The sequence below is a fragment of the Bacillus sp. FSL R9-9497 genome, assembly GCF_038005805.1.
GTDB lineage: Bacteria > Bacillota > Bacilli > Bacillales > Bacillaceae_G > Bacillus_A > Bacillus_A cereus.
In genome coordinates, this window is the sequence record NZ_JBBOTY010000001.1 from 4,132,094 (window position 1) to 4,153,038 (window position 20,945).

Here is a 20,945-nt window from a genome sequence, read left to right on the forward strand (position 1 = left end):
TCATTCCCCCTTATATAAAAACGCAATCATCTGCTGTAATTCTTCAAGTGAAAGCTGCAACGCTTTACTTTCATTCACAATCTCTTCCGCTTTACTTTCCAATAGGCGAAGCCTTTGTTCTTTTAATAGTTCATTATTTTTACGTGAAACATAAGTCCCCTTCCCAGCAACAGTTTCTATATATCCTTCTTTTTCAAGCTCCTCGTATGCACGCTTCGTTGTAATGACACTAATTTGTAATTCCTTCGCTAAGCTACGAATAGACGGTAATTGATCTCCACCCTTTAAACCGCCATTTAAAATAAGCTGGCTTAATTGTTTTCTTATTTGCACATAAATAGGGTCTTGGGAAGAATTCGAAATAATAATATTCATGTTTTCCTCCAGTTTGTGTATATACTGTGTATACCTTATATATACAGTATATACACACTATCCTATTTTTGGCAAGAAAAAAAGACCAACATTTTCCTGTTGGTCTTTCGTATATGTATCACTTTTCAAAGCGATCTAACATCTCGTCTCTCATTCCGAAACTTACTACTGCAATTCCTATATACATAAACAGAAGGAATGCCGGATGAACTGTGTTGTACCAGCTGCTGTCAACGATTAAGTAAATCGTTAATGCCACAACAAGAACAAACGCTAAGATAAACATATAAAAGTGTCTTGTACTACCCATGATAAACTCCTCTCTTCTCACTTCACCATTCAACAGTTTATTTTATCGAATAATTCGATATGACTCAAGGTTAACTTTCTGTTATGTAATCAAGTTCCACCTTTACAATGTCCTCACATGCTATTGAAATGATTGTTCCTTGTTTATCAATCGCCGTCACTTCTCTATTATCCATTACACGATTTGCTACTCTTTCTAACACTTTTCCTTGGTCTCGATAGCAAAATTCTTTTACATCTTTAATTGTTTCTCCATTTTCTAAATGGTATACCATTCTATAACATCGATATCCCAAAATTTCACCCCCGTCTTGTTCGTTTTTTCACATATACATAAAAATGAGTAATCTTTGCCTCATCACATCTTCTTAATTTCAATAAAATTCTAACAAAAATAAATACTTTTATCAAACCGACTTTTTCAACAAAACTACCTATAAAACTACACCTTTACACCATTAGGAAACAAAAAACATATTTTTTTAACATTTTCTTCACTATTTCTGCATAAAGTGAAACTTTAATCAGTGGGGATTTTTGTTCATCCCCACTGATTATTAGTTGAACCAATCGGGCATTTACGGACAGTTTATCTCCCACCTGGCTTCTTTGCACCAGCTAAGTTTTGAGTTGGGAGTTTACTGTCCGTTAATGCGGGACAAATTATCCATACAAAAAAAGAACCCGCCTCAGCGAATTCTTCCTTTGTTATTTTAATCAAACTTGTACAGGAGCTGGCTTCGCATAACGTAAAACTGGTTTACGTGCAGCCATCGTTTCATCTAAACGTTTAATGACTGTCGTATGCGGTGCTTCTTGTACAACTTCTGGATTTTCTTCTACTTCTTTAGCGATTTGAATCATCTTATCAATGAAACCATCTAATGTTTCTTTTGATTCTGTTTCTGTCGGCTCAATCATAATACATTCTTCCACATTTAATGGGAAGTAAATTGTTGGTGGATGATAACCGAAATCAAGCAGACGTTTTGCAATATCTAATGTACGTACACCAAGTTTCTTTTGACGACGACCTGATAATACAAATTCATGTTTACAATGTCTATCGAATGGAAGATCGTAGAATGGCGCTAATCTTCTCATCATATAGTTCGCATTTAATACCGCATACTCAGTTACTGCACGCAATCCATCTGGACCCATAGAGCGAATATACGTGTATGCACGAACGTTAATTCCGAAGTTACCATAGAATGGTTTCACACGACCAATTGCTTCTGGACGGTCGTAGTTGAAGTGATAACCATTTTCGGTTTTCTCTAAAATCGGTTTTGGTAAGTACGGAATTAAATCAGCTTTCACACCTACTGGACCAGAACCTGGGCCACCACCGCCGTGAGGACCTGTAAATGTTTTATGAAGGTTTAAATGCACAACGTCAAATCCCATATCTCCTGGGCGTGCTTGGCTTAATACCGCATTTAAGTTTGCACCATCATAGTATAATTTACCGCCTGCATTATGGACGATTTCTGCCATTTCTAAAATATTTTCTTCGAATAGACCTAATGTATTAGGATTTGTTAACATAAGTGCTGCTGTTTCTTCGTTTACAACACGTTTTAAGTCTTCTAAGTCAACAAGGCCATTTTCATTTGATTTTACTGTAATTGTTTCAAAACCAGCTACAGTTGCAGATGCTGGGTTCGTTCCGTGAGCAGAGTCAGGCACAATTACTTTCGTACGGTTAAAGTCACCATTCGCTTCATGGTATGCACGAATTAACATTAAACCTGTCCATTCTCCGTGTGCACCAGCTGCTGGTTGTAAAGTAACAGTATCCATACCTGTAATTTCAATTAAATGCTCTTGTAAGTCGTACATTAATTCCATTGCACCTTGTACTGTCTTTTCATCTTGCAACGGATGAATATTTGCAAATCCTGCGAAACGAGCTACACTCTCATTAATTTTCGGATTATATTTCATCGTACAAGATCCAAGTGGATAGAATCCAGAATCCACACCGTGGTTACGGTTTGAAAGTGCTGTATAGTGGCGCATAATATCAAGTTCAGATACTTCTGGTAGCTCTGCATCTTCTACTCGAATATAATCGCTCTCAAACACATCTTCTAGTTTCACTTCTTCTACATCTAATTTGGGTAAGCTATATCCTATGCGTCCTTCTTTACTCACTTCAAAGATAAGTGCTTGGTCTTGGTTCTTCATTGGATAGCCCCCATTTCGTTTACAAGTGTGTCAATTTCCTCTTTTGTACGAAGCTCAGTTACTGCTACAAGCATATGGTTTTCATGCTCTTTATAATCACGGCCTAGATCGTAACCGCCGATAATATTCTTTTGTAATAATGCATCGTTTACTTCTTTCACTGGACGTTTGCAATCTACAACAAACTCATTGAAGAATGGTCCAGCAAATGTTACTGTGAAGCCTTTCGCTTCAAATTGACGTTTGGCATATTGTGCTTTAGAAATGTTTTGACGTGCCATTTCTTTCACACCTTGTTTGCCAAGTGCCGTCATTGCAACAGAAGCTGCTAATGCATTTAACGCTTGGTTTGAACAAATGTTAGATGTCGCTTTATCACGACGAATATGCTGTTCACGTGCTTGTAACGTTAATACAAATCCACGTTTACCATCTGAGTCTACAGTTTGTCCAACAAGACGTCCTGGAATTTTACGCATAAATGCTTTCGTTGTTGCAAAGTAACCACAGTGCGGTCCACCAAACTGCGTTGGAATACCGAATGGTTGTGCATCACCGATTACAATATCAGCACCAAATTTCCCTGGTGGTGTTAATGCGCCTAATGATAATGGATTTGAAGAAACGATAAATAATGATTTTTGTTGATGAACGATTTTTTCAATATCAGCTAATTTTTCAACTTGTCCGAAGAAGTTTGGATATTGAACGATTACACAAGCAACTGTATCATCTACTTCACTTTGTAATACGTCTAAATCTGTTACACCATCTTTATGATTAATTTCAACAACTTCAAGATTTTGACCTTTTGCATACGTTTCAAGCACTGCTCTTGATTCTGGATGAACCGCGCTAGATACAAGAATTTTCTTTTTGCGAGTATGACCAGCTGCTAACATTGCCGCTTCAGCTAAAGCTGTCCCCCCGTCGTACATAGAAGAGTTTGCTACATCCATTCCTGTTAATTCACAAATCATTGTTTGGAATTCAAAGATTGCTTGTAATTCCCCTTGTGAAATTTCCGGTTGGTATGGTGTGTAAGCTGTATAAAATTCTGAGCGAGAAATAACATGATCTACAATTACTGGAGCATAATGATCGTATACGCCTGCTCCTAAGAAAGAAGCGTATTCTTTTAAGTTAGCATTTTTACTAGCCATTTGAGATAGCTCTTTTAAAAGCTCTGGCTCTGATTTTGCTTCTTTAATTTTTAAATCCCCTTTAAAACGAACACTCTCTGGAATATCAGAGAATAATTCATCGATCGTTTGAACGCCGATCGTTTGTAACATTTCTTTTTTGTCTTCTTCTGTCATTGGAAGATAACGATGCAACATGAAATCTACCCCTCTCCCCGTTACTTTGAACGTTTGTAAAATGGTGTTGGAACAACTACTGCTTTGACGCGTTTATTACGAATTTCAATTTCTACTTCTGTATCAACTGCTGCGTATTTTACATCAATTAGTGCTAAACCAATGCTTTTCTTTAACGTTGGAGATTGTGTACCACTCGTTACTTCCCCAATTTTTTCTTCACCAATAAATACAGGGTAATGCGTACGAGGAATTCCACGTTCGATTACTTCGATGCCGACTAATTTACGAGGCGCACCGTTTTCTTTTTGCTCTTTTAACGTTGCTTTTCCAAAGAAGTCTGCTTCTTTATTTGTTTTTACCGCAAAGCCAATTCCAGCCTCAATCGGTGTAATATCTTTTGATAATTCTTGTCCATAAAGTGGTAATGTTGCTTCGAATCGAAGTGTATCACGAGCACCTAAACCACATGCTTTTAAGCCCTCTTCTGCTCCAACTTCAAGAAGTTTCTCCCAAAGTTTTGCAGCATCTTCACTCTTACAGTAAATTTCGAATCCATCTTCACCTGTGTAACCTGTACGAGATACAAGTGCTGGAATTCCATCTACAAGAATATCGTTTTTAAATTTAAAGAACTTAATTTCTTTCAAATCTTCTGACACAACTTTTTGTAAAATGCCTTCTGCTTTTGGTCCTTGAATTGCAAGCTGTGCAACTTCACTAGAAACATTGACTACTGTCGCATCGCCAATTACATGACTTGCTAGCCATTCGTAATCTTTCTCGATATTTGATGCATTGATTACTAATAAATAGTCTTCTTCACCACGTTTGTAGATTAATAAATCATCTACTGTACCACCATTTTCGTAGCACATAGCTGTATATTGTGCGCCCCCTACCTTTAAGGTAGATACGTCATTTGTAACAACACGTTGTAAAAATGCTAAACTATCTACACCTTTTACTTCAACTTCTCCCATATGAGATACATCGAACAAACCTGCAGCTGTACGTACAGCTTCGTGTTCTTCTTTAATGCTTGAAAATTGAACTGGTAATTCCCAACCACCGAAGTCGATTGTTTTCCCACCATACTTCGCGTATACATCAAATAACGGTGTACGTTGTAATGTAATCATGCTCTCTCCCCCTTATGCTTTGACAAATCAATAAAAGTTGCTTCCCTTTTCTAAACATTTTCATTCTGAAAAGATAGGATATACGGAATCTCATTATATTTTTTTATGAAAGCGTAAATAAAAAATCACTTTCTTGGATAAAATACGAAAGATTCCACACATTTCACACCATTATCCTAACATCATTCGCTATATTTCATCAATATTCTAGCATAAAAAATAATTTAGAATTTTTTATGTTAAAACACAATAAATACAGCTTTTGAGATTTAATACTTTATTATTGTCTATCATATAGCCTTTAATAACGATAATTTTGCCTTCTTTTAAGGCAAATCATCATACATTAAAAAATAATTACTTTAGTTTATAAAAGGTGGGAGAGTTGTAATGAATGTCGATATTTCCGTAGATCGGACATGGCAAAACAATTTTTTAAATAGAATTGACGAAGATGGTCCTTGGACAAACTGGGATTTATATCACTTAGCTTATGAAACAGAAAAATCGTTACTTGTTCCTACTTTTGATGGACTACAAGCACCGAAACATTTATCCCATTTCACACCGCTTCCGCATCAATTAGAAGTCGCTCAAAATGTGATTGAACAAATGAACGGTAAAGCGATTCTAGCAGATGAAGTAGGCCTTGGAAAAACAATCGAAGCTGGACTTATTTTGAAAGAATACATGGTCCGCGGGCTTGTGAAAAAGGTACTTATACTTGTCCCAGCTTCTCTCGTATCACAATGGGCATACGAACTGAATACAAAGTTTTTCATTCCCGCTGTAGCACAAAAGAAAAGCTACTCATGGGAACAAGCTGACGTAATCGTATCATCAATTGATACTGCGAAACGTTCACCACATCGCGATATCGTGTTGAACTTGGAATATGACCTTATTATTATCGATGAAGCACATAAACTGAAAAATAATAAAACAAAAAACTATGAATTTGCACAACGATTAAAAAAGAAGTTTTGTTTATTACTAACCGCTACTCCTGTTCAAAATAAGATTGATGAAATTTTTAACCTTGTTTCTTTATTAAAACCAGGACATTTAGGCAATCAATCCAACTTTGAAGAATATTACGCTTCCAAAAATCGCTCAGCCGAATCAGATGAAGACTTAAAAGCTCTCATTAATAAAGTAATGGTGCGAAATAGACGACATAATACCGGTATCGATTGGCCGAAGAGACATGTACGTACAATTTTTGTTGAGTTTAATGAACAAGAACAAGCTCTATATAATGATATCGAGAATTGGCGAGGACAAGACGCCTTCACATCTGCTTTCTCATCGTTAACTTTAAAACGGGAAGCGTGTAGTAGTCGTGAGGCTGTTTACTATTCATTGAAAAAGCATGTAGAAAAAAGACAGAAAGAAAACGAACATTATATAAAAGATCCACATATCGATGTGCTAATGGACAAAATTAATCATATTCCTTTCAACTCAAAAGCAAATAAAGCTCTTGAGCTTATAAAAGAAATTGACGATAAAGTCGTTATCTTCACAGAATATCGAGCGTCACAAATGTACTTACAATGGTTTTTACAACAACATGGTATTTCTTCCGTTCCATTCCGCGGCGGGTTTAAACGCGGGAAGAAAGATTGGATGAAGGAGCTTTTCCAAAACCACGCACAAGTATTAATTGCAACTGAAGCTGGTGGTGAAGGGATTAACTTACAGTTTTGTAGCCATATGATCAATTATGATTTGCCATGGAATCCAATGCGTCTTGAGCAAAGAATCGGACGTATTCACCGTCTCGGTCAAAAAAATGATGTTCATATTTATAACTTAGCTACAAAGCATACTGTTGAAGAACATATTCTGAAACTGTTATATGAAAAAATCAACTTATTCGAGCGTGTTATCGGTGAACTCGATGAAATTTTAACGAGAATTAATATGAAAAACATCGACGCGCACATTCAAGAAATTTTCGCGCAATCAAAAAGCGAAGGTGAAATTAGAATTAAGATGGAAAACTTAACATCTATTATCGACTTTGCGAAACGAAATGAAGCTGAGGTGCAAGGCTATGCAGCAACATGAAATTCATAATTACTTATACAATTTCTTTGAGGCGAATAACTGTGAAATTTTAGAACGTTCTCCTCATTTATTAGATGTACAGTTAACAATTGAGATGGATAAACTATTAATGAATCGCCCTTTTTATTGGCACTATCTTGAGAAAACGGGAGGCGTACCGAATCCGATGCGCCTTACTCTTATTACAAATCCAGAAAATGAAGAAAATGATGGTGAGCTTATTCACTACGGTTCACCACGTCTACATCAAATTTTCCAAACGACAAAAGAATTAGGCTCATACATACGTTTATATGAGGATGTAAGACATAATGGGGCAACACATACACCGCTCCACCCTTGGCTCGGTATTAATATAAAAGTTTCCTATCAATGTGATCGAAAAAAAGATATCCTTCACTCGATTGGTATTCATCTCATTTCTGGAACAATGATAGCAAACTTCCATGAAACATTAACAAACATTAAACTTACACCAAAAATACCTGATTTTTGTTTTACGCTCTCGCCCATCATTAAACCGCAAAGTGGTTTACAACGTATAGAAGACGCTTTAAAAAATATAATTGCAGAAGATGACCATACGTGGGCAAAAGAAGCAAGAGTGCGTTGGAATCATGATTTAGACCTTTTAAACCGTTTTTATGAAGAAAGTGACGAACTTCCTGAGAGCTATGAAATTGAAAAACAAGCTCTGCAAGAACAGTATGAACCACGTATTACAGTGCAAATTATTAACGGTGGACTCTTTTATGTTACCGCGAATCATTTTCTATCAAAATAAAGCTCCTTCTGCTTTAGAAGGAGCTTTATTTCGAGTTACTCTCTATCCTCATTACGCTCTTGTTGTTTTTGCTTTGCCATGCGTTTTTGATACGCACGATCCTTCGCGCTCACATGATTTGCATCAGTTGGAAGATTTTCTTTCGAACGTCCAATTCCATTGCTCATCTTTCCCACTCCTTTTTACGTTTTTCAGAATACATGTTTATTTTCAGCTAGAGTTACAATCCTTATACAAAAAAATAAGAGCAGCCATTGGCCACTCTTACTCGCTCACATATTTTTGAAACATATCATGGATGCCTTTATTTACTAGGTTCGAGATCTGCTCGTCAGATTTATTCGGATAACGATCACGCAATCTGATAGATGCCTTCACCATTAAATTTTCTAATACAGAACGGCCACCTTCTCCATAAATAATTTCAGCATATTTAACAAGCCTTCCATCCTCTACTGTTGCTGGATTATGATTGAAGAAAAATTTACTCATTGTCTCCACCTCTCTCTTTTGATAACGTTTACATTTATATAGATTATTTATGTTATTTATTTCACAATATTGTATGCATGTATATTTAATTAGTTTCATTATAAAGCAACATATCGATAGTAAATATGTGATTTTCCGTCCATTTTGTGAACAAATCAAAATGAAAGCGTTTCCTTTATTATATACTAAAAAAACTTACTACGCTAGGGGCAATTTTTTTCAATCTACTAACCCCTCGAAAATTGATATATTTTTTCTTTTCCCATTAAACCTTATACAATTTTCAGAAATTATATTATAAAATATATGTATGACTTAAGGAGGCTTTGTATGAATCAAAATAAAAAAGCTATATTAGATCTTGTCTTTTATCTCGTAATCCCATTCCTCATTTGGAAATTTGCAAAACCTTATATCGATCCTTATTACGCGATGTTACTTTCCTCTGTGCCGGGGATTATTTATACACTGTATACCTTTAAAAAAGAAAAACAGTTTAACGTGACAGGGTTCTTTATTTTAATTACACTCATTTCTAATACAACGGTAGATTTATTATCTGGGTCAGCTGAACGAATGTTGTGGAATGATGCATATTATCACATCGTACTCGGTATTATCGTCATCTGTACAATTTTCATAAAAAAACCACTTATGTTATATTTCGCTGCGGATATTGCAGCGCTGCAAGGCCATGACCGCGATAAAAGTCGTGAGCTTTATCGTGATAGTCGTATATATCCAGCACTGCAATATTTAACGTTATTTTTCGGACTGCAATTTATATTAAAAAGCTTTTTAAAAATTTATTTCATCTCTGTTTTTGGTGTAGATGGCTATGGTGAAATGAGAGCGATTATGACCGCTGTCGGCTGGGGCATTTCTATTTGTATCGGAATAGGATTCGTATGGGTGAACAATAAAATACATGCCGTTACGGAAGAACAAGAATCCGTGCAGTAAATAAAAATCCCCTAGTGTAATAAGACACTAGGGGATTTTTGGTTTGCTAAACATATGACTAAAATTTAACTTGATTTTTTTCTTTTACTTTTTACATTTCGGTAAAACAAAGCAGCACTCAGCGGCATAACACCAAACCACTTATTCATAAATGGCTCTTTTTCAGCACGGCGTTGTTCTTTCTTTTGTTTTCGATCTTCTTTTGGAGCATCCATATACGACACAAACTGCTGCGTCACAAAGCGAACATAATCATTAGTAGACATATTATCATCACCTCTACTTGATTAGTATGTCCACTTTTTTATACATTAATCTTTTCCTTTAATTCATTCATAATTTGCTTTACAGACTTATTTGTCGTATCGATATGAATATGAGCCTCTTCATAATAAGCTCGGCGTGATTCAAATTTCTTTACGAATGCATCTATATCTTTCTTTTGAAATAGTGGACGTGTCGTATCTTCCCGAAGCCTTTCTGCAATTACATGCGGATCACAATATAAATACACGACAGTTCCGTTCTCTTTCATCCACTTGCGATTTTCCGCTCGTTCAATAATTCCCCCACCAGTTGTAATAATAACATTATGGATTGGTAGCGCACGTAACATTTCGCTTTCATATTCCCGAAAAGCCATTTCGCCTTCTTCGGCAAAAATTTTTCGAATTGCCTTCTCTTGCTTCTCTTCGATTTTTTGATCAGTATCTACAACATCCATTTGAAGTTCTTTACTTAACGCTTTTCCAATTGTTGTTTTCCCTGCTCCCATGTAGCCGGTTATGTATATAGATTTCATTTCTTGTCCTCTCAATCGTCATTTATTAATTGTTATTATAACGAAAGATGCTACTTTGTTTAATAAAAAAACGTTTTGTTCTTATACTATAAAGAACAAAACGTAACACTCGCTTTTACTTATAAGTACCTCTTCTCACCCACTGCGTTGCAATCCATTTCTCGCCTTTCGTTACAGGTGCCCCTCCGTGTAACGTAAGCTCGTTTAGTGATTGATCTTGATAAAAATACTCAAAGTATACTGCCATTCCCTTTCTAGGGTGTACAGAAAGATTTAATTTTGGGAAGTACGTTTCTCCGCCTTCTTCTACATCATTTAAATACATTACAAGCGTACTAATACGATTGTTAGCAGCTGATCTACTATGTTCCGCAAAATAATCATAGTGTGCTTTATATTGTTGATCCACTTCATAATTTAAAATGTGCAATCCTTCTCCGTGCGCCACCGGAACATTCATGATAGATGAAATTCGTTTTTCAATCTTTGAAGTAAGTTCATTGTCTTCCAAAAATGCACCGCTACTTGTTCGAATATCATTTACATCACGTGATGAACCAATTTTAGAACGCTCCATTTTATTTTTAGACATTTCAATCAATTCGTCACATTCTTCATCACTTAGTACATTTGCTAATACGACAATAAGAGGTTCTTCGAATTTTGAAATAATGTGTATTTCTCTATCTTCTGTCATAATCGTATTTCCTTTATGATCAAAAATAGTTTGTTCCTTATTTTCACCTATTTGATTGTTGTTTGTCATTTCCCTATTCTCCCTAAAAATAATGATTGGATAGCATGAATATATCATATTCTTTCTACCTTTCTCTTTTTTGAGAAAATTTAAACTTTTAATCATTATATTTATCCATTTCTTCTAAAAAATCAATTCAATTTACAATAGGAAATCCTGGTTTATCTATATATATATTTTACATATTATCCTTCTATCCAATCGACTATTTTCCCATCCTTTTTTCTATACCGAAAACTCACCGTATAGAAAGCTTCCTGTTTGAGTGTACACTGCAAAGCAACGAGAATTAAATCATTTTCAAAGACATAATTTCCACTCGCTTCTCCCTTTTCATACTGAAAGAAAAATGTATCTTCTTTTTCTTTTTGCTGTAAGTCTTTTTTTATATCTGTAATAGATCGGTTAAGTAATTCATCCAATAAAAATTTTTGTTCTATTCCTATATAAAAATTTTTATCTGTAAACAACATATTTGTTTCGTATATAAAAAAAGAAGTTAATAAAATAAGAAAGATAATCGTTCCAGGCATTGTAAATCCCTTTTGCTTTCTCATACGTTTATTCCTATTTCGCTATATCGCATAACTACACCTTCATATATTTTCCCACTAGTATCTTTCACATTTATAATGAGTACATGAGGTGTTAGTTTGTAAGAAACCGTTCCAATATTTTGTAAAACAACTTCCCTCCCGCGCCTATTTACCTTTCTTATAAGACGACTATTCTCTTTTTCATACGATACTTCACTCCCATTACGCGATCGGAATTGTAAAATACTTTCTCCATTTTCAAATGCTAGCTGTTCTCCAGATGATACTTCACGAAACTCCAATTGCATTTGCCCTAAATACACATCCCACTCCCAATCATTTAACCCTTTCGACTGTTTATTTTCCATTTCAATGAAATGTAGGCGGGGAAAGAGCAAAAAAAATATTGATAATAGAAACAGACATACAATCATTTCTATTAATGAAAAACCAAATTCTAATTTATTTTTTCTCCTACATAAAAGCATTGTTCCATCATTCTGTCTTTCACATCTTTCCACATGGTACAAACTTCATTTCCTCCCCAATATGTGTAATACACAATTCCATTTATATTCTTTTCTATTATTCGCTTTTCTTCATTTCCATACATATATATAGCTGCTTCTTTTTTTAATAATCCAGTTGCCTTATAACGAATTTGTATATTTTTTCTTTCTTGCATAACTAATACTGTTTGCGGTAGTAGTAACGATACAGCCATCATTAAAACACTTAACGATACAATCATTTCAGCCATTATGGATCCTTTTTGACATTTCACGATACGTAAATCTCCCTCTTCCAAGCTGAAATACAATTTCATATTTATAATTTCTATACGAAATTATAATCGTACCACCTCTATTAATATTTCCACTTGGATTATATGTCATCGGATTTGGAAACGTATGCAAATCAATTTGTATATCTTCTTCATACTCTCGCTTAACGATATAATACTTTGTACCTGACTCTTTTATAGCATACATATTTCTATCTTTATGCCAACGTAATGTGTAGTGCTTTTGACGGTTTATCGCTAATTGCTGCATATACAAAATATCATTTGAAAACTGTCTCAAAAATTGTTCAACTTTTTGTCGCTCGTATAAGGAATGAACACTAAAATACGTAACTATACTTAATACAGAAATAACAAATAAAACGAGTAACATTTCTAAAAAAGTAAACCCTTGTTGTTTCACAATGCCCTAATTGATACTGTGCCATCATCTGATATATGAATAGATTCGCCATTCGGACACTTATCAGTTGTAATATACTTTTCATCTGCCAGTTCTTTTAACGATGGAATTTTATTATGTTGTAATTGATATACTTGTATTTGCGCTTCTATAGATTTCATGTAAGCTGCACACCCTTTTCCTTGGACCGATGAACGCTGTGTAACTACATTTGGAATAATTAATAGTAATAATATAGTTATGACAACCATTACTAATAGCATCTCTAACAGAGTAAATCCTTCCTCATTCTGCATACAAATGCCCCCTAAATAGAATTCATCATTTGAAACATCGGCATAATCATCGCTAAATACATAAGGACAACGATTCCTCCAATACATGTAAATAAAATAGGCTGAATGATAACTAACATATGTTTAATTTTTCGTTCCATCTTTTCCATAATAAGATCGCTATAGTCACCTAATTCAATCCCTAAATTGCCATTTGCTTGTCCATGCGTAATAACATAAGAAAGTTCTTTCTCGTAATACCCACTTTTAGCAATGATAGATTGTAACTGTTCTCCTCCAATTAATTGTCTTTCAATCCGATTCGCTTCATATTGAAAGAACGGATGATATCTTTGCTCCATCATTATTGTTAAAGCTTCGCATACTGATAGTCCACCATTTAATAAACCACTCAACTGAGTAGCAAAATAATGTGAATGCTTTAAAATAAGAAATGTTTTGATGAGAGGAATACGAAGCATGATTTTTACCTGTCTAATATGTGGAAGTTTCCTAAAATACAACATGTATAAACTACATCCAATAATAACAGTTAAAATAGCGGTTAAAATAATGTATGGTAGCAGTTTTATTGCACTTAAAATTTGTTCTGTAAGTAGTGGTGTATTAGAACCGAACGAACTATAAACCATTTCAACCTGAGGTAATAAAATGAGGTTAAAAATAAAAAGCATGATTAGTAGAAAAAACATCAAGAACATAGGATACTGCATTATTTTCATCATGTCTCTCCTATACTTATCTTTCTTATAAAGAAGTGCACTTCCTTGTTGCAAAGCAAAAGAAATATCACCATGTTGCTCGGCATAAAATAGATAACTTAACATGTCCTGATGAAACTTTAACTGATGAAAAGAATCGTGTAGACTTTCCCCATCTTTTAACCCCTCAATCATGCGCTGCAATTGTACTTTCTTTTCTACAGGTAATTGAAACTGTAAAAATTCTAATGCTTGTAAAAGAGAGTAGCCTTTTTCTAATAATTCTCCTAAACGTTTCAACAATACTACTTGATCACTTAAACTCCAAGTTTTCTTAAACATAAACATCTTCTTCTAAAAAACCTAAAGCATATCCTTTTCGTATTGACGATTCTAAAGTCTCATGTTTGTAAGTAACACATTCTCCATCTGCTTCTTTAAGTGCTTGTTTTAACTCATGTCCATATAGTAGCTCATAAATGCTTGCTTGCCTTACTTGCCTCATTGATTTACATAAAGTTGAGCACTTTCCTCTGCAAAACGGACACTTCAATTCGACAAGTCGCTGTGCAGCTACAGCCAATAAAGACTGTTCGATCTCTTGCCTCGTTATACCATAATCCATGAAACGAATGATTGCTCCTTTCGCATCATTCGTATGCAGCGTTGTCATTACTAAATGTCCTGTCAAACTTGCTCTTATAGCTATTTTTGCTGTTTCCTCATCCCGGATTTCACCGACTAAAATAATATCTGGATCATGACGTAAAATAGCCTTTAATCCTGTTTCATATGTGAGACCCGCTTTTTCATTTATTTGAATTTGTAATACATCGTCACTTCTTTTTTCAACAGGATCTTCAAGTGTAATGATGCGACGTGTTTTCTTTCTTCTAATTACTTCTAATAATGCATACATTGTCGTCGTCTTCCCAGATCCAGTCGGTCCAGTAAACACGAGTAGCCCCTGTGAATATCGTAAAAACGAGAGTAGTTTTGCTGCCGTACTTGGAAATAACGAAAGATGTGATAAGGGCTGAACAGATGCTTGTAAATGAAGGCGAATAACGAGACTTTCTTGATATACTGTTGGAAGTGTTGAAAGGCGTAAATACACTTCTTGTCCATCAATTTGCAAATACAACGAACCATTCTGTGGCTTCCGTTTCTCTCCTATGTCCATAGATGCTAAAAATTTGAAATGTGAGACAAGTTTTTCTCCAAACTCCTTTTCAATACACTGGCTCGTCATTAAATCTTTTCCTATACGTAGTTGCACTGCTACATCCTTCTGCCGGGGCACAATATGTAAATCTGACGCTTGTACCCTACACGCTTCTTTTAAAATTGTATTCGCAAAAATTTCAATCCCATTCATCACTTTTCCCTCCTCACTATGTATATAGCATGAAAACATGCACAATAAAAATTTGGACTTTTGTATTTTCAATAGAGTAAAAAGGAAAAATATGTTTGTGAAATTATGAACAATTTCCGAATTATTGTCTGAAATTACCTATAATAATGTTTATCTGTATTATAATGTTATTATCTTGGATAAAGTGATAAAGGTGGAGATCCTCATGGAACAAGCTTTAAAAATTACAGGTGTATTATCTGACCCAACTCGTTATTACATTTATAAATATATTTCGCAAAAACATAGTTACGTAACGGTACAAGAAATTGCAGATGAATTCGATATTCATCCAAACGTAGCGCGTTTACATTTATCTAAATTAGAAGATGTTCATATGCTAAAATCGGAAACGAAGAAAACTGGAAAAGGCGGAAGACCGAGCAGATTGTATGTCTTATCTGAAGATGTTATCCAATTACAATTTCCATTCCGTGATTATCAATTGTTAGCAAGAATCGCATTTAATTCTTTACTTAGCCTTGGCGCTGCTGGTGAGAAAGCGCTATACGAAACAGGAAAACAATTCGGAGCTGAATTAATGCAACAACATATGCAACGTTTAAATGTGAGTGAAGATGCTTTAACAGTGGAACAAAAAGTTCAAATTGCAAAAGAAGCTTTCTCAACAGCTGGCTTATCACCTGCATTTGAATTAAGTGCAGATGGAACAAAAATTTTCTATGATGTACACAATTGTCCATTTAAAGAAGTTGCTGTTCATCATCCAACTGAAATTTGTAACATGCACGGAGATATGATGAAAGGAATTTTTGAAATCCTATTCCCTAACATGGAATTAACTCGAAATGATAGTCTATTAGATGGATGTAAATCTTGTAATTATAAACTAACAATTTAATTTCTCATATAAAAAGAAGCCAATAATAATTGGCTTCTTTTTATATGAATGAATATTTACAATAGTAAGAAAAATAAACTATAATGAGGTGAGGTTTACTTTTTTTAGAAAAGGAGGGAGATGGCATGGAGCGCATGTTTCGCGTTCTCGGCTTTTGGACTGGAATTTTCTCGGTTATGTTTTACGTAGGGGATATGCAACAGACCGCACTACTATTTTTAGGACAAACAGGTTTCTTCGTACTTTTAAGCTATTTAAAATTAACAGAGCGTATGTATATATACGTATTTGGGGCATATTTAACTGTTTTCTTCATAGGATTTACATACTACACGACGTTTTTACTTGTCCCTGGGGCTGGACATTAAAAGATGGCATTTTGCCATCTTTTTTTAATTCCGGAATTTCCTAGTTGACTTATAGGTTTTATTACCTTATATTCTATATAACAGATTGGAATTAGGGGGAATCAACATGAATACACTGCTTGTCGGAATTAACGTTGCAGTCATGCTCATTTTAGTTGGCATATTATATTATATGCAACGTAAGCATGTATCTTTTAATAAACGTGTATTTACTGCTTTAGGAGTCGGAATTATATTCGGTCTTATATTACAATTTATTTATGAGCCAACTTCTAAAGTAATTATTGAATCAAATACTTGGTTTGGCTTAATCGGTAACGGTTATGTGAAATTACTTCAAATGATCGTTATGCCACTTATTTTAGTATCTATTATTTCAGCATTTACAAAATTACAGTTAACGAAAAACCTTGGTAAAATTAGTGGTCTTATTATCGGAATTTTAATTCTTACTACAGGAATCGCTGCAGCTGTCGGTATCGCTGCAAGTGCAGGATTTGATGTATCTGCAACAGGCCTACAACAAGGTGATGCAGAATCTGCTCGTCTGAAACTAGTTGAAGAAAGATTTACTTCTATTGAAAAGACAACAATTCCAGATAAATTATTAGAGCTATTGCCTACAAATCCGTTTCTTGATTTAACAGGCGCTCGTCCAACATCAACAATTTCTGTCGTAATATTTGCAGCCTTTATCGGCATTGCCTTTATAGGTGTAAAAAGAAAATATCCAGAACAAGCAGAACTATTTAAGAAAATGCTTGATGCTGTATATGCAATCGTAATGCGTATGGTAACATTAATTTTACGCCTTACTCCATACGGCGTATTAGCTCTTATGGCAAAAACAGTTGCTGGTAGCGATATAAATGCTATTTTAAAACTTGGTAACTTCGTGTTAGCCTCTTACGTAGCACTTATCGTAATGTTTATCATTCACTTATTATTAATTGCATTGTCTGGTTTAAATCCAATTCAATATTTGAAAAAAGTGTTCCCTGTACTAACTTTTGCATTCACATCTCGCTCTAGTGCTGGTGCGATGCCATTAAATATTGAAGCTCAAAAAGAAAAGCTTGGTATTTCCGAAGGAATTGCAAACTTCGCAGCTTCATTTGGGGTATCTATCGGACAAAACGGTTGCGCAGGTATTTATCCAGCAATGCTTGCAATGATGGTCGCTCCAACTGTAGGAATTGATCCATTACAACCACAATTTATTTTAACTTTAATCGCTGTTATCGCTATTAGCTCATTCGGTGTTGCCGGAGTTGGTGGCGGCGCAACATTCGCAGCTTTAATCGTACTATCTACAATGAACTTACCAATCGGTATTGTTGCTCTAGTTATCTCGGTTGAGCCATTAATCGATATGGGGCGTACAGCTCTTAACGTAAGTGGTTCTATGACAGCAGGTCTTATTTCAAGTAAATGGCTTGGTGAATTAGATCAAGATACGTACAATCAAGATGATACAAAAACTGGTGAAATTGCTTCATAATGAAAAAAAGACGCTAACATACAATTGTTAGCGTCTTTTTTATTCCGTTCCCTCTTTATAGATTTTATCTTGAGAATTCTTACTCCAAGTATTCTTCTAGTTGCTCTTTTAACTCCTCCTCAATCTCATAACAAGATTCATCAACAAGTTCCCCTACTTTCTTACTCCCAAAAATGTTTGATTGAATTGACATTCCTAAAAAGATTCTTTCGCATTTCCAAATTGGAATATAGTGAAATTCAATCATCTCTTTTTCTTCATCTAATATAGCTATGGCAACTGATGAATAATAACCCACCTCAAAGGGATTCTCTTTTTCTCTTGCAAATCCCATATCTAATTCCATGTGTTTTTCTATGTATAAATGCGCATACTCTTTATGCAGTTTAAGTGATATTCGCTCTATTTCCTTCTCCATACATTGAATGTTCTCTTTTAACTCCAACGTAAACTCCTGTTCTTTATATTTCATTTTCGCCTCCTTAAACATAGAAAAAGAGAATATAATAACATATCCTCTTTCCTCAAATATATTTCATTATCTCACAGCCCGTCCTTTTCACAAATAACCATTTTGTTCGCACCATTTATGAAATTGTCCTACGTCTACTCCAACTAACACGATATCCTTTAGCTCTACATCAATGATTTGTTCTCCAATTACAATAGCAAACTGCGATGCTAATTTTGTCTCGTTTTTCTTTACAATTCCAATTCGGTTCCGATGCGGTCCATCTTTTATATATGCTTTTTGTCCTACAATATCAAAGTTCAAAATTCTCACCTCTTTTACTGCGCTCAAATTGGAAATACGATCTCCACCTCGGAAAATTTCCTTTCATTGCACTATTTCTCTATATATATGACGAAACAATAAAAGAGTCCTTCCTTCTTTACAATTATTTTTTCTTTGTTTCATTTTTGTGATTGAAACGTAAAGTTTATAATAAAATACACTTGGAAGCGCTTTCTATGTAATTTTTTATGTTATAATATATAAGTAGAACTTCGTAAAGAGGGTTAAAAAATGAATACAAAAATGATTAAAAAAGTAATTGAAGCATTAAAAGTATATGGCTTTCAGGATGTATCATTCTGTGACAAAACGAAGCAATTTTTATTTCATAACGAAACCGATATTATGAGCGGCTATGCAGAAATAACATATAGTAGTCAATTTGAAAAATTCAACGTACAAATTCATCCAATTGAAACGCATCACCAAGCAGAGTTACAAGAGATTGAAAGACATATACAAGCTTGTATAAGAAAAGTGGAATATTTAAACGCACTTCTTACCGGGCAGACAAAACTAGATGATAAAATTATTATTATGTAAAAAAAGAACGTGATCCAATCACGTTCTTTTTTCATTATACGTTCATCTTTTCCTTTAGTTGTAATCCTGTAACAGATTCTAATACATCCATCGATTCTCCAAATGTCATATCAAAAATTGTCTTGTCCTCTATGTATGGAAACTGTCTGAAACGCTTTTCTAACACCTTCACAGCATCTGATGTAAAGTTTGCACTATCAATGCCAAATTCTGTTTCAAGAAGAACGATCCAATCTAGCACATGAAAACCTAATCCATTGACGAATGAAATAAGTTTTTCTTCTGGGTTTGAAGATAAGAATACTTGGCGTTCTATCTCACTAAAAAGTTCTTCTCCTAAGATTTCAGCTAACTCATCATCATGTTCACGTTCAACAAGTTCTTCGTAGCCGTAATCATCCACAAGCTCTTCTACTTCTTCACTATCCTGACAAAGCAATTGACTAAGAAGTGCCTCTTTCTTAAATTCACTATTTTGTACGACTTCTAAAAAGCTCGTTTCCCATCCATTTTCTAATTTCATATTATGTACTCCTTTATATACGTTTCTTATCATCACTGTACCCAAAAGATTACTTTTATAACCTTTTAGGTAGTTACTATTATTTCACATGATTCATAACAAAAGATGCAAACTCAGCTACATCTCCTTCAAAATTATTTATTTCTGGCAAGTGATAGAACGTTGTTTGGAGCGGGTTTCCTGCATGATATACATATATCGTTTTCTCTAGTACAATCGCCATTCCAAACTCTGTATGGCTCCCGTTTCCGCCATCTAATATAAGTAAAAATACATCCGCTTCTTTTACAGCATTTCGTTCTGCCTGACCAATTTCTCTTAATTGTTCTTCATTCGCTGCTCTTTCATTTTTGGTCCAATCATATGTATGGTGCCATCCTGCATGTTTCAGTTCATTTGCTACGGAATGTACAAGATGTTTATTTTGGAAACCTGAGGCGATATAAAAATTCATTTATATACACTCCTTCATTGTGTATGGGGAAACTCCTTTTTAGCGTTATTTGTTATAGCTATAATAAAGAACAACTTCAAAAAAAATCCCCATCTTTAAAACTTATTTGCGTTTAAATGATGGGATGCTTCATGGTCTTCTTTTATTTTTTGTTTTTTATAACTTTCATCAGCTAACATTTCTAGTTCAGCTGTTATCTCTGACTTTTCAAGCTCTCTTTCTTGCGAAAATTTCCTTGAAATATAAACAATAACACTACCAACGTACAACACAAAGCATATAATAAGTGCAGTATTTTCATAGAGACTTAGCTCCAACACAGTCACTCCTAATCCATTCGTATTTTCACGCCTCATTAATTGGAATTTCCCTATTAACCCATTTGTTATCCCGCTATTTGAGGGCAGTAAGACTCCCTCCTCAAAATTCAGTAACAGTAAAGAAGTTAGATGTAGGATGAACCCAACTGATTAAAGTTTCACTTTATTGTAACATAAAAATATCAATTCTTGGAATCTTTCACCCTACTAA

30 protein-coding genes and 1 pseudogene are annotated in these 20,945 nt (G+C 34.6%); 8 read left to right on the top strand and 23 right to left on the bottom strand.

Annotated features, from left to right (window positions below; translation table 11 throughout):
• The 6 genes from MKY21_RS21270 to gcvT form a co-directional block, all read right to left on the bottom strand.
• Complete coding sequence (locus MKY21_RS21270; RefSeq protein WP_001021353.1) at window positions 1-375, bottom strand: GntR family transcriptional regulator; 375 nt, start codon at window positions 373-375, stop codon at window positions 1-3.
• A 118-nt stretch (window positions 376-493) separates the two neighbouring features.
• Window positions 494-685, bottom strand: a complete 192-nt coding sequence (locus MKY21_RS21275) for a hypothetical protein (RefSeq protein ID WP_000535933.1) — start codon at window positions 683-685, stop codon at window positions 494-496.
• Between the two features lie 70 nt (window positions 686-755).
• Window positions 756-959, bottom strand: a complete 204-nt coding sequence (locus tag MKY21_RS21280) for a DUF3929 family protein (RefSeq protein WP_000262496.1) — start codon at window positions 957-959, stop codon at window positions 756-758.
• 442 nt (window positions 960-1,401) lie between these two features.
• Window positions 1,402-2,877: an aminomethyl-transferring glycine dehydrogenase subunit 2 gene (gene gcvPB, locus MKY21_RS21285; protein ID WP_000795702.1), complete on the bottom strand. Its 1,476-nt coding sequence runs from the start codon at window positions 2,875-2,877 to the stop codon at window positions 1,402-1,404.
• Window positions 2,874-4,217 (bottom strand): aminomethyl-transferring glycine dehydrogenase subunit 1, encoded by a 1,344-nt coding sequence (gene gcvPA, locus MKY21_RS21290; RefSeq protein WP_000903240.1) that lies wholly within the window; start codon window positions 4,215-4,217, stop codon window positions 2,874-2,876. Before gcvPA ends, gcvPB begins: the two co-directional genes overlap by 4 nt.
• A gap of 20 nt (window positions 4,218-4,237) precedes the next feature.
• Window positions 4,238-5,338, bottom strand: coding sequence for a glycine cleavage system aminomethyltransferase GcvT (gcvT, locus tag MKY21_RS21295; RefSeq protein ID WP_000631769.1), 1,101 nt, complete (start codon window positions 5,336-5,338; stop codon window positions 4,238-4,240).
• A 390-nt stretch (window positions 5,339-5,728) separates the two neighbouring features.
• Between gcvT and MKY21_RS21300 the strand changes: the two genes are divergently transcribed.
• Both MKY21_RS21300 and MKY21_RS21305 read left to right on the top strand, forming a co-directional pair.
• Window positions 5,729-7,411: a DEAD/DEAH box helicase gene (locus MKY21_RS21300; protein WP_001100037.1), complete on the top strand. Its 1,683-nt coding sequence runs from the start codon at window positions 5,729-5,731 to the stop codon at window positions 7,409-7,411.
• The gene (locus MKY21_RS21305) at window positions 7,398-8,195 is read left to right on the top strand and encodes a YqhG family protein (protein WP_016118624.1); all 798 of its coding nucleotides are present in this window, start codon (window positions 7,398-7,400) and stop codon (window positions 8,193-8,195) included. Before MKY21_RS21300 ends, MKY21_RS21305 begins: the two co-directional genes overlap by 14 nt.
• Window positions 8,196-8,230: 35 nt before the next feature.
• On the opposite strand, the gene MKY21_RS21310 is transcribed toward MKY21_RS21305, so the two are convergent.
• Together MKY21_RS21310 and MKY21_RS21315 are read right to left on the bottom strand one after the other, a co-directional pair.
• Entirely contained in the window at window positions 8,231-8,362 is a 132-nt protein-coding gene (locus tag MKY21_RS21310; RefSeq protein WP_000064668.1) for a hypothetical protein, read from the bottom strand.
• 97 nt (window positions 8,363-8,459) lie between these two features.
• Window positions 8,460-8,687, bottom strand: coding sequence for a hypothetical protein (locus MKY21_RS21315; protein WP_000032702.1), 228 nt, complete (start codon window positions 8,685-8,687; stop codon window positions 8,460-8,462).
• A 73-nt stretch (window positions 8,688-8,760) separates the two neighbouring features.
• Here MKY21_RS21315 and MKY21_RS21320 point away from each other — a divergent pair.
• Window positions 8,761-8,876, top strand: a pseudogene (locus tag MKY21_RS21320) (GTP pyrophosphokinase).
• Between the two features lie 141 nt (window positions 8,877-9,017).
• The gene (locus MKY21_RS21325; RefSeq protein ID WP_001073111.1) at window positions 9,018-9,650 is read left to right on the top strand and encodes a VC0807 family protein; all 633 of its coding nucleotides are present in this window, start codon (window positions 9,018-9,020) and stop codon (window positions 9,648-9,650) included.
• 65 nt (window positions 9,651-9,715) lie between these two features.
• Here MKY21_RS21325 and MKY21_RS21330 read toward each other — a convergent pair whose 3' ends face one another.
• The 10 genes from MKY21_RS21330 to comGA form a co-directional block, all read right to left on the bottom strand.
• Window positions 9,716-9,916 (bottom strand): YqzE family protein, encoded by a 201-nt coding sequence (locus MKY21_RS21330; protein WP_000106083.1) that lies wholly within the window; start codon window positions 9,914-9,916, stop codon window positions 9,716-9,718.
• Window positions 9,917-9,954: 38 nt separating this feature from the next.
• On the bottom strand, window positions 9,955-10,452 hold the full coding sequence (locus tag MKY21_RS21335) for a shikimate kinase (protein WP_044795907.1): 498 nt from the start codon (window positions 10,450-10,452) through the stop codon (window positions 9,955-9,957).
• Window positions 10,453-10,567: 115 nt separating this feature from the next.
• Window positions 10,568-11,218, bottom strand: coding sequence for a 2OG-Fe(II) oxygenase (locus MKY21_RS21340; RefSeq protein ID WP_000183860.1), 651 nt, complete (start codon window positions 11,216-11,218; stop codon window positions 10,568-10,570).
• 176 nt (window positions 11,219-11,394) lie between these two features.
• Complete coding sequence (gene comGG, locus MKY21_RS21345) at window positions 11,395-11,766, bottom strand: competence type IV pilus minor pilin ComGG (protein WP_016118625.1); 372 nt, start codon at window positions 11,764-11,766, stop codon at window positions 11,395-11,397.
• The gene (gene comGF / locus MKY21_RS21350) at window positions 11,763-12,233 is read right to left on the bottom strand and encodes a competence type IV pilus minor pilin ComGF (protein WP_000923099.1); all 471 of its coding nucleotides are present in this window, start codon (window positions 12,231-12,233) and stop codon (window positions 11,763-11,765) included. The genes comGG and comGF overlap by 4 nt, the downstream gene beginning before the upstream one ends.
• Window positions 12,203-12,505 (bottom strand): hypothetical protein, encoded by a 303-nt coding sequence (locus MKY21_RS21355; protein WP_000829473.1) that lies wholly within the window; start codon window positions 12,503-12,505, stop codon window positions 12,203-12,205. The genes comGF and MKY21_RS21355 overlap by 31 nt, the downstream gene beginning before the upstream one ends.
• Window positions 12,498-12,953, bottom strand: coding sequence for a competence type IV pilus minor pilin ComGD (comGD, locus tag MKY21_RS21360; protein WP_000813143.1), 456 nt, complete (start codon window positions 12,951-12,953; stop codon window positions 12,498-12,500). The genes MKY21_RS21355 and comGD overlap by 8 nt, the downstream gene beginning before the upstream one ends.
• Window positions 12,950-13,249 carry a competence type IV pilus major pilin ComGC gene (gene comGC / locus MKY21_RS21365; protein ID WP_001178683.1) on the bottom strand — a complete coding sequence of 100 codons (300 nt, stop codon included), beginning with the start codon at window positions 13,247-13,249 and terminating at the stop codon, window positions 12,950-12,952. Before comGC ends, comGD begins: the two co-directional genes overlap by 4 nt.
• A gap of 11 nt (window positions 13,250-13,260) precedes the next feature.
• Complete coding sequence (comGB, locus tag MKY21_RS21370) at window positions 13,261-14,292, bottom strand: competence type IV pilus assembly protein ComGB (protein WP_000475182.1); 1,032 nt, start codon at window positions 14,290-14,292, stop codon at window positions 13,261-13,263.
• On the bottom strand, window positions 14,285-15,328 hold the full coding sequence (gene comGA / locus MKY21_RS21375; protein WP_098616193.1) for a competence type IV pilus ATPase ComGA: 1,044 nt from the start codon (window positions 15,326-15,328) through the stop codon (window positions 14,285-14,287). Before comGA ends, comGB begins: the two co-directional genes overlap by 8 nt.
• Before the next feature lie 205 nt (window positions 15,329-15,533).
• Here comGA and MKY21_RS21380 point away from each other — a divergent pair, with 205 nt between their 5' ends.
• From MKY21_RS21380 to MKY21_RS21390, 3 genes are all read left to right on the top strand, one after another.
• Window positions 15,534-16,229 (top strand): helix-turn-helix transcriptional regulator, encoded by a 696-nt coding sequence (locus MKY21_RS21380; protein ID WP_000434125.1) that lies wholly within the window; start codon window positions 15,534-15,536, stop codon window positions 16,227-16,229.
• Window positions 16,230-16,354: 125 nt separating this feature from the next.
• Complete coding sequence (locus MKY21_RS21385) at window positions 16,355-16,597, top strand: DUF2626 domain-containing protein (protein WP_000440721.1); 243 nt, start codon at window positions 16,355-16,357, stop codon at window positions 16,595-16,597.
• 106 nt (window positions 16,598-16,703) lie between these two features.
• On the top strand, window positions 16,704-18,098 hold the full coding sequence (locus MKY21_RS21390; RefSeq protein WP_341077321.1) for an L-cystine transporter: 1,395 nt from the start codon (window positions 16,704-16,706) through the stop codon (window positions 18,096-18,098).
• Window positions 18,099-18,177: 79 nt separating this feature from the next.
• Here the strand turns inward: MKY21_RS21390 and MKY21_RS21395 are convergent, their stop codons facing one another.
• Complete coding sequence (locus tag MKY21_RS21395; RefSeq protein WP_000875390.1) at window positions 18,178-18,570, bottom strand: hypothetical protein; 393 nt, start codon at window positions 18,568-18,570, stop codon at window positions 18,178-18,180.
• A gap of 87 nt (window positions 18,571-18,657) precedes the next feature.
• Entirely contained in the window at window positions 18,658-18,873 is a 216-nt protein-coding gene (locus MKY21_RS21400) for a DUF3912 family protein (protein WP_001008326.1), read from the bottom strand.
• 252 nt (window positions 18,874-19,125) lie between these two features.
• On the opposite strand from MKY21_RS21400, the gene MKY21_RS21405 reads away from it, so the two are divergent.
• A complete protein-coding gene (locus MKY21_RS21405) occupies window positions 19,126-19,437 on the top strand; it encodes a hypothetical protein (protein WP_001093237.1) in 312 nt (103 codons plus the stop codon).
• A 34-nt stretch (window positions 19,438-19,471) separates the two neighbouring features.
• On the opposite strand, the gene MKY21_RS21410 is transcribed toward MKY21_RS21405, so the two are convergent.
• From MKY21_RS21410 to MKY21_RS21420, 3 genes are all read right to left on the bottom strand, one after another.
• The gene (locus MKY21_RS21410) at window positions 19,472-19,960 is read right to left on the bottom strand and encodes a hypothetical protein (protein WP_000764261.1); all 489 of its coding nucleotides are present in this window, start codon (window positions 19,958-19,960) and stop codon (window positions 19,472-19,474) included.
• A 79-nt stretch (window positions 19,961-20,039) separates the two neighbouring features.
• Complete coding sequence (locus MKY21_RS21415; protein ID WP_341077325.1) at window positions 20,040-20,414, bottom strand: nucleoside 2-deoxyribosyltransferase; 375 nt, start codon at window positions 20,412-20,414, stop codon at window positions 20,040-20,042.
• Between the two features lie 95 nt (window positions 20,415-20,509).
• Window positions 20,510-20,770, bottom strand: a complete 261-nt coding sequence (locus MKY21_RS21420) for a DUF3966 domain-containing protein (protein WP_001250699.1) — start codon at window positions 20,768-20,770, stop codon at window positions 20,510-20,512.
• Window positions 20,771-20,945 lie beyond the last annotated feature (175 nt).

What these genes read in the sequence shown, in the direction of transcription:
- MKY21_RS21270 (WP_001021353.1), bottom strand. Translation starts at nt 375, where the DNA reads ATGAATATTATTATTTCGAATTCTTCCCAAGACCCTATTTATGTGCAA.
- MKY21_RS21275 (WP_000535933.1), bottom strand. Translation starts at nt 685, where the DNA reads ATGGGTAGTACAAGACACTTTTATATGTTTATCTTAGCGTTTGTTCTT.
- MKY21_RS21280 (WP_000262496.1), bottom strand. Translation starts at nt 959, where the DNA reads ATGGTATACCATTTAGAAAATGGAGAAACAATTAAAGATGTAAAAGAA.
- gcvPB (WP_000795702.1), bottom strand. Translation starts at nt 2,877, where the DNA reads ATGAAGAACCAAGACCAAGCACTTATCTTTGAAGTGAGTAAAGAAGGA.
- gcvPA (WP_000903240.1), bottom strand. Translation starts at nt 4,217, where the DNA reads ATGTTGCATCGTTATCTTCCAATGACAGAAGAAGACAAAAAAGAAATG.
- gcvT (WP_000631769.1), bottom strand. Translation starts at nt 5,338, where the DNA reads ATGATTACATTACAACGTACACCGTTATTTGATGTATACGCGAAGTAT.
- MKY21_RS21300 (WP_001100037.1), top strand. Translation starts at nt 5,729, where the DNA reads ATGAATGTCGATATTTCCGTAGATCGGACATGGCAAAACAATTTTTTA.
- MKY21_RS21305 (WP_016118624.1), top strand. Translation starts at nt 7,398, where the DNA reads ATGCAGCAACATGAAATTCATAATTACTTATACAATTTCTTTGAGGCG.
- MKY21_RS21310 (WP_000064668.1), bottom strand. Translation starts at nt 8,362, where the DNA reads ATGAGCAATGGAATTGGACGTTCGAAAGAAAATCTTCCAACTGATGCA.
- MKY21_RS21315 (WP_000032702.1), bottom strand. Translation starts at nt 8,687, where the DNA reads ATGAGTAAATTTTTCTTCAATCATAATCCAGCAACAGTAGAGGATGGA.
- MKY21_RS21325 (WP_001073111.1), top strand. Translation starts at nt 9,018, where the DNA reads ATGAATCAAAATAAAAAAGCTATATTAGATCTTGTCTTTTATCTCGTA.
- MKY21_RS21330 (WP_000106083.1), bottom strand. Translation starts at nt 9,916, where the DNA reads ATGTCTACTAATGATTATGTTCGCTTTGTGACGCAGCAGTTTGTGTCG.
- MKY21_RS21335 (WP_044795907.1), bottom strand. Translation starts at nt 10,452, where the DNA reads ATGAAATCTATATACATAACCGGCTACATGGGAGCAGGGAAAACAACA.
- MKY21_RS21340 (WP_000183860.1), bottom strand. Translation starts at nt 11,218, where the DNA reads ATGACAAACAACAATCAAATAGGTGAAAATAAGGAACAAACTATTTTT.
- comGG (WP_016118625.1), bottom strand. Translation starts at nt 11,766, where the DNA reads ATGAGAAAGCAAAAGGGATTTACAATGCCTGGAACGATTATCTTTCTT.
- comGF (WP_000923099.1), bottom strand. Translation starts at nt 12,233, where the DNA reads ATGCTTTTATGTAGGAGAAAAAATAAATTAGAATTTGGTTTTTCATTA.
- MKY21_RS21355 (WP_000829473.1), bottom strand. Translation starts at nt 12,505, where the DNA reads ATGGCTGAAATGATTGTATCGTTAAGTGTTTTAATGATGGCTGTATCG.
- comGC (WP_001178683.1), bottom strand. Translation starts at nt 13,249, where the DNA reads ATGCAGAATGAGGAAGGATTTACTCTGTTAGAGATGCTATTAGTAATG.
- comGB (WP_000475182.1), bottom strand. Translation starts at nt 14,292, where the DNA reads ATGTTTAAGAAAACTTGGAGTTTAAGTGATCAAGTAGTATTGTTGAAA.
- comGA (WP_098616193.1), bottom strand. Translation starts at nt 15,328, where the DNA reads ATGAATGGGATTGAAATTTTTGCGAATACAATTTTAAAAGAAGCGTGT.
- MKY21_RS21380 (WP_000434125.1), top strand. Translation starts at nt 15,534, where the DNA reads ATGGAACAAGCTTTAAAAATTACAGGTGTATTATCTGACCCAACTCGT.
- MKY21_RS21385 (WP_000440721.1), top strand. Translation starts at nt 16,355, where the DNA reads ATGGAGCGCATGTTTCGCGTTCTCGGCTTTTGGACTGGAATTTTCTCG.
- MKY21_RS21390 (WP_341077321.1), top strand. Translation starts at nt 16,704, where the DNA reads ATGAATACACTGCTTGTCGGAATTAACGTTGCAGTCATGCTCATTTTA.
- MKY21_RS21395 (WP_000875390.1), bottom strand. Translation starts at nt 18,570, where the DNA reads ATGAAATATAAAGAACAGGAGTTTACGTTGGAGTTAAAAGAGAACATT.
- MKY21_RS21405 (WP_001093237.1), top strand. Translation starts at nt 19,126, where the DNA reads ATGAATACAAAAATGATTAAAAAAGTAATTGAAGCATTAAAAGTATAT.
- MKY21_RS21410 (WP_000764261.1), bottom strand. Translation starts at nt 19,960, where the DNA reads ATGAAATTAGAAAATGGATGGGAAACGAGCTTTTTAGAAGTCGTACAA.
- MKY21_RS21415 (WP_341077325.1), bottom strand. Translation starts at nt 20,414, where the DNA reads ATGAATTTTTATATCGCCTCAGGTTTCCAAAATAAACATCTTGTACAT.
- MKY21_RS21420 (WP_001250699.1), bottom strand. Translation starts at nt 20,770, where the DNA reads ATGAGGCGTGAAAATACGAATGGATTAGGAGTGACTGTGTTGGAGCTA.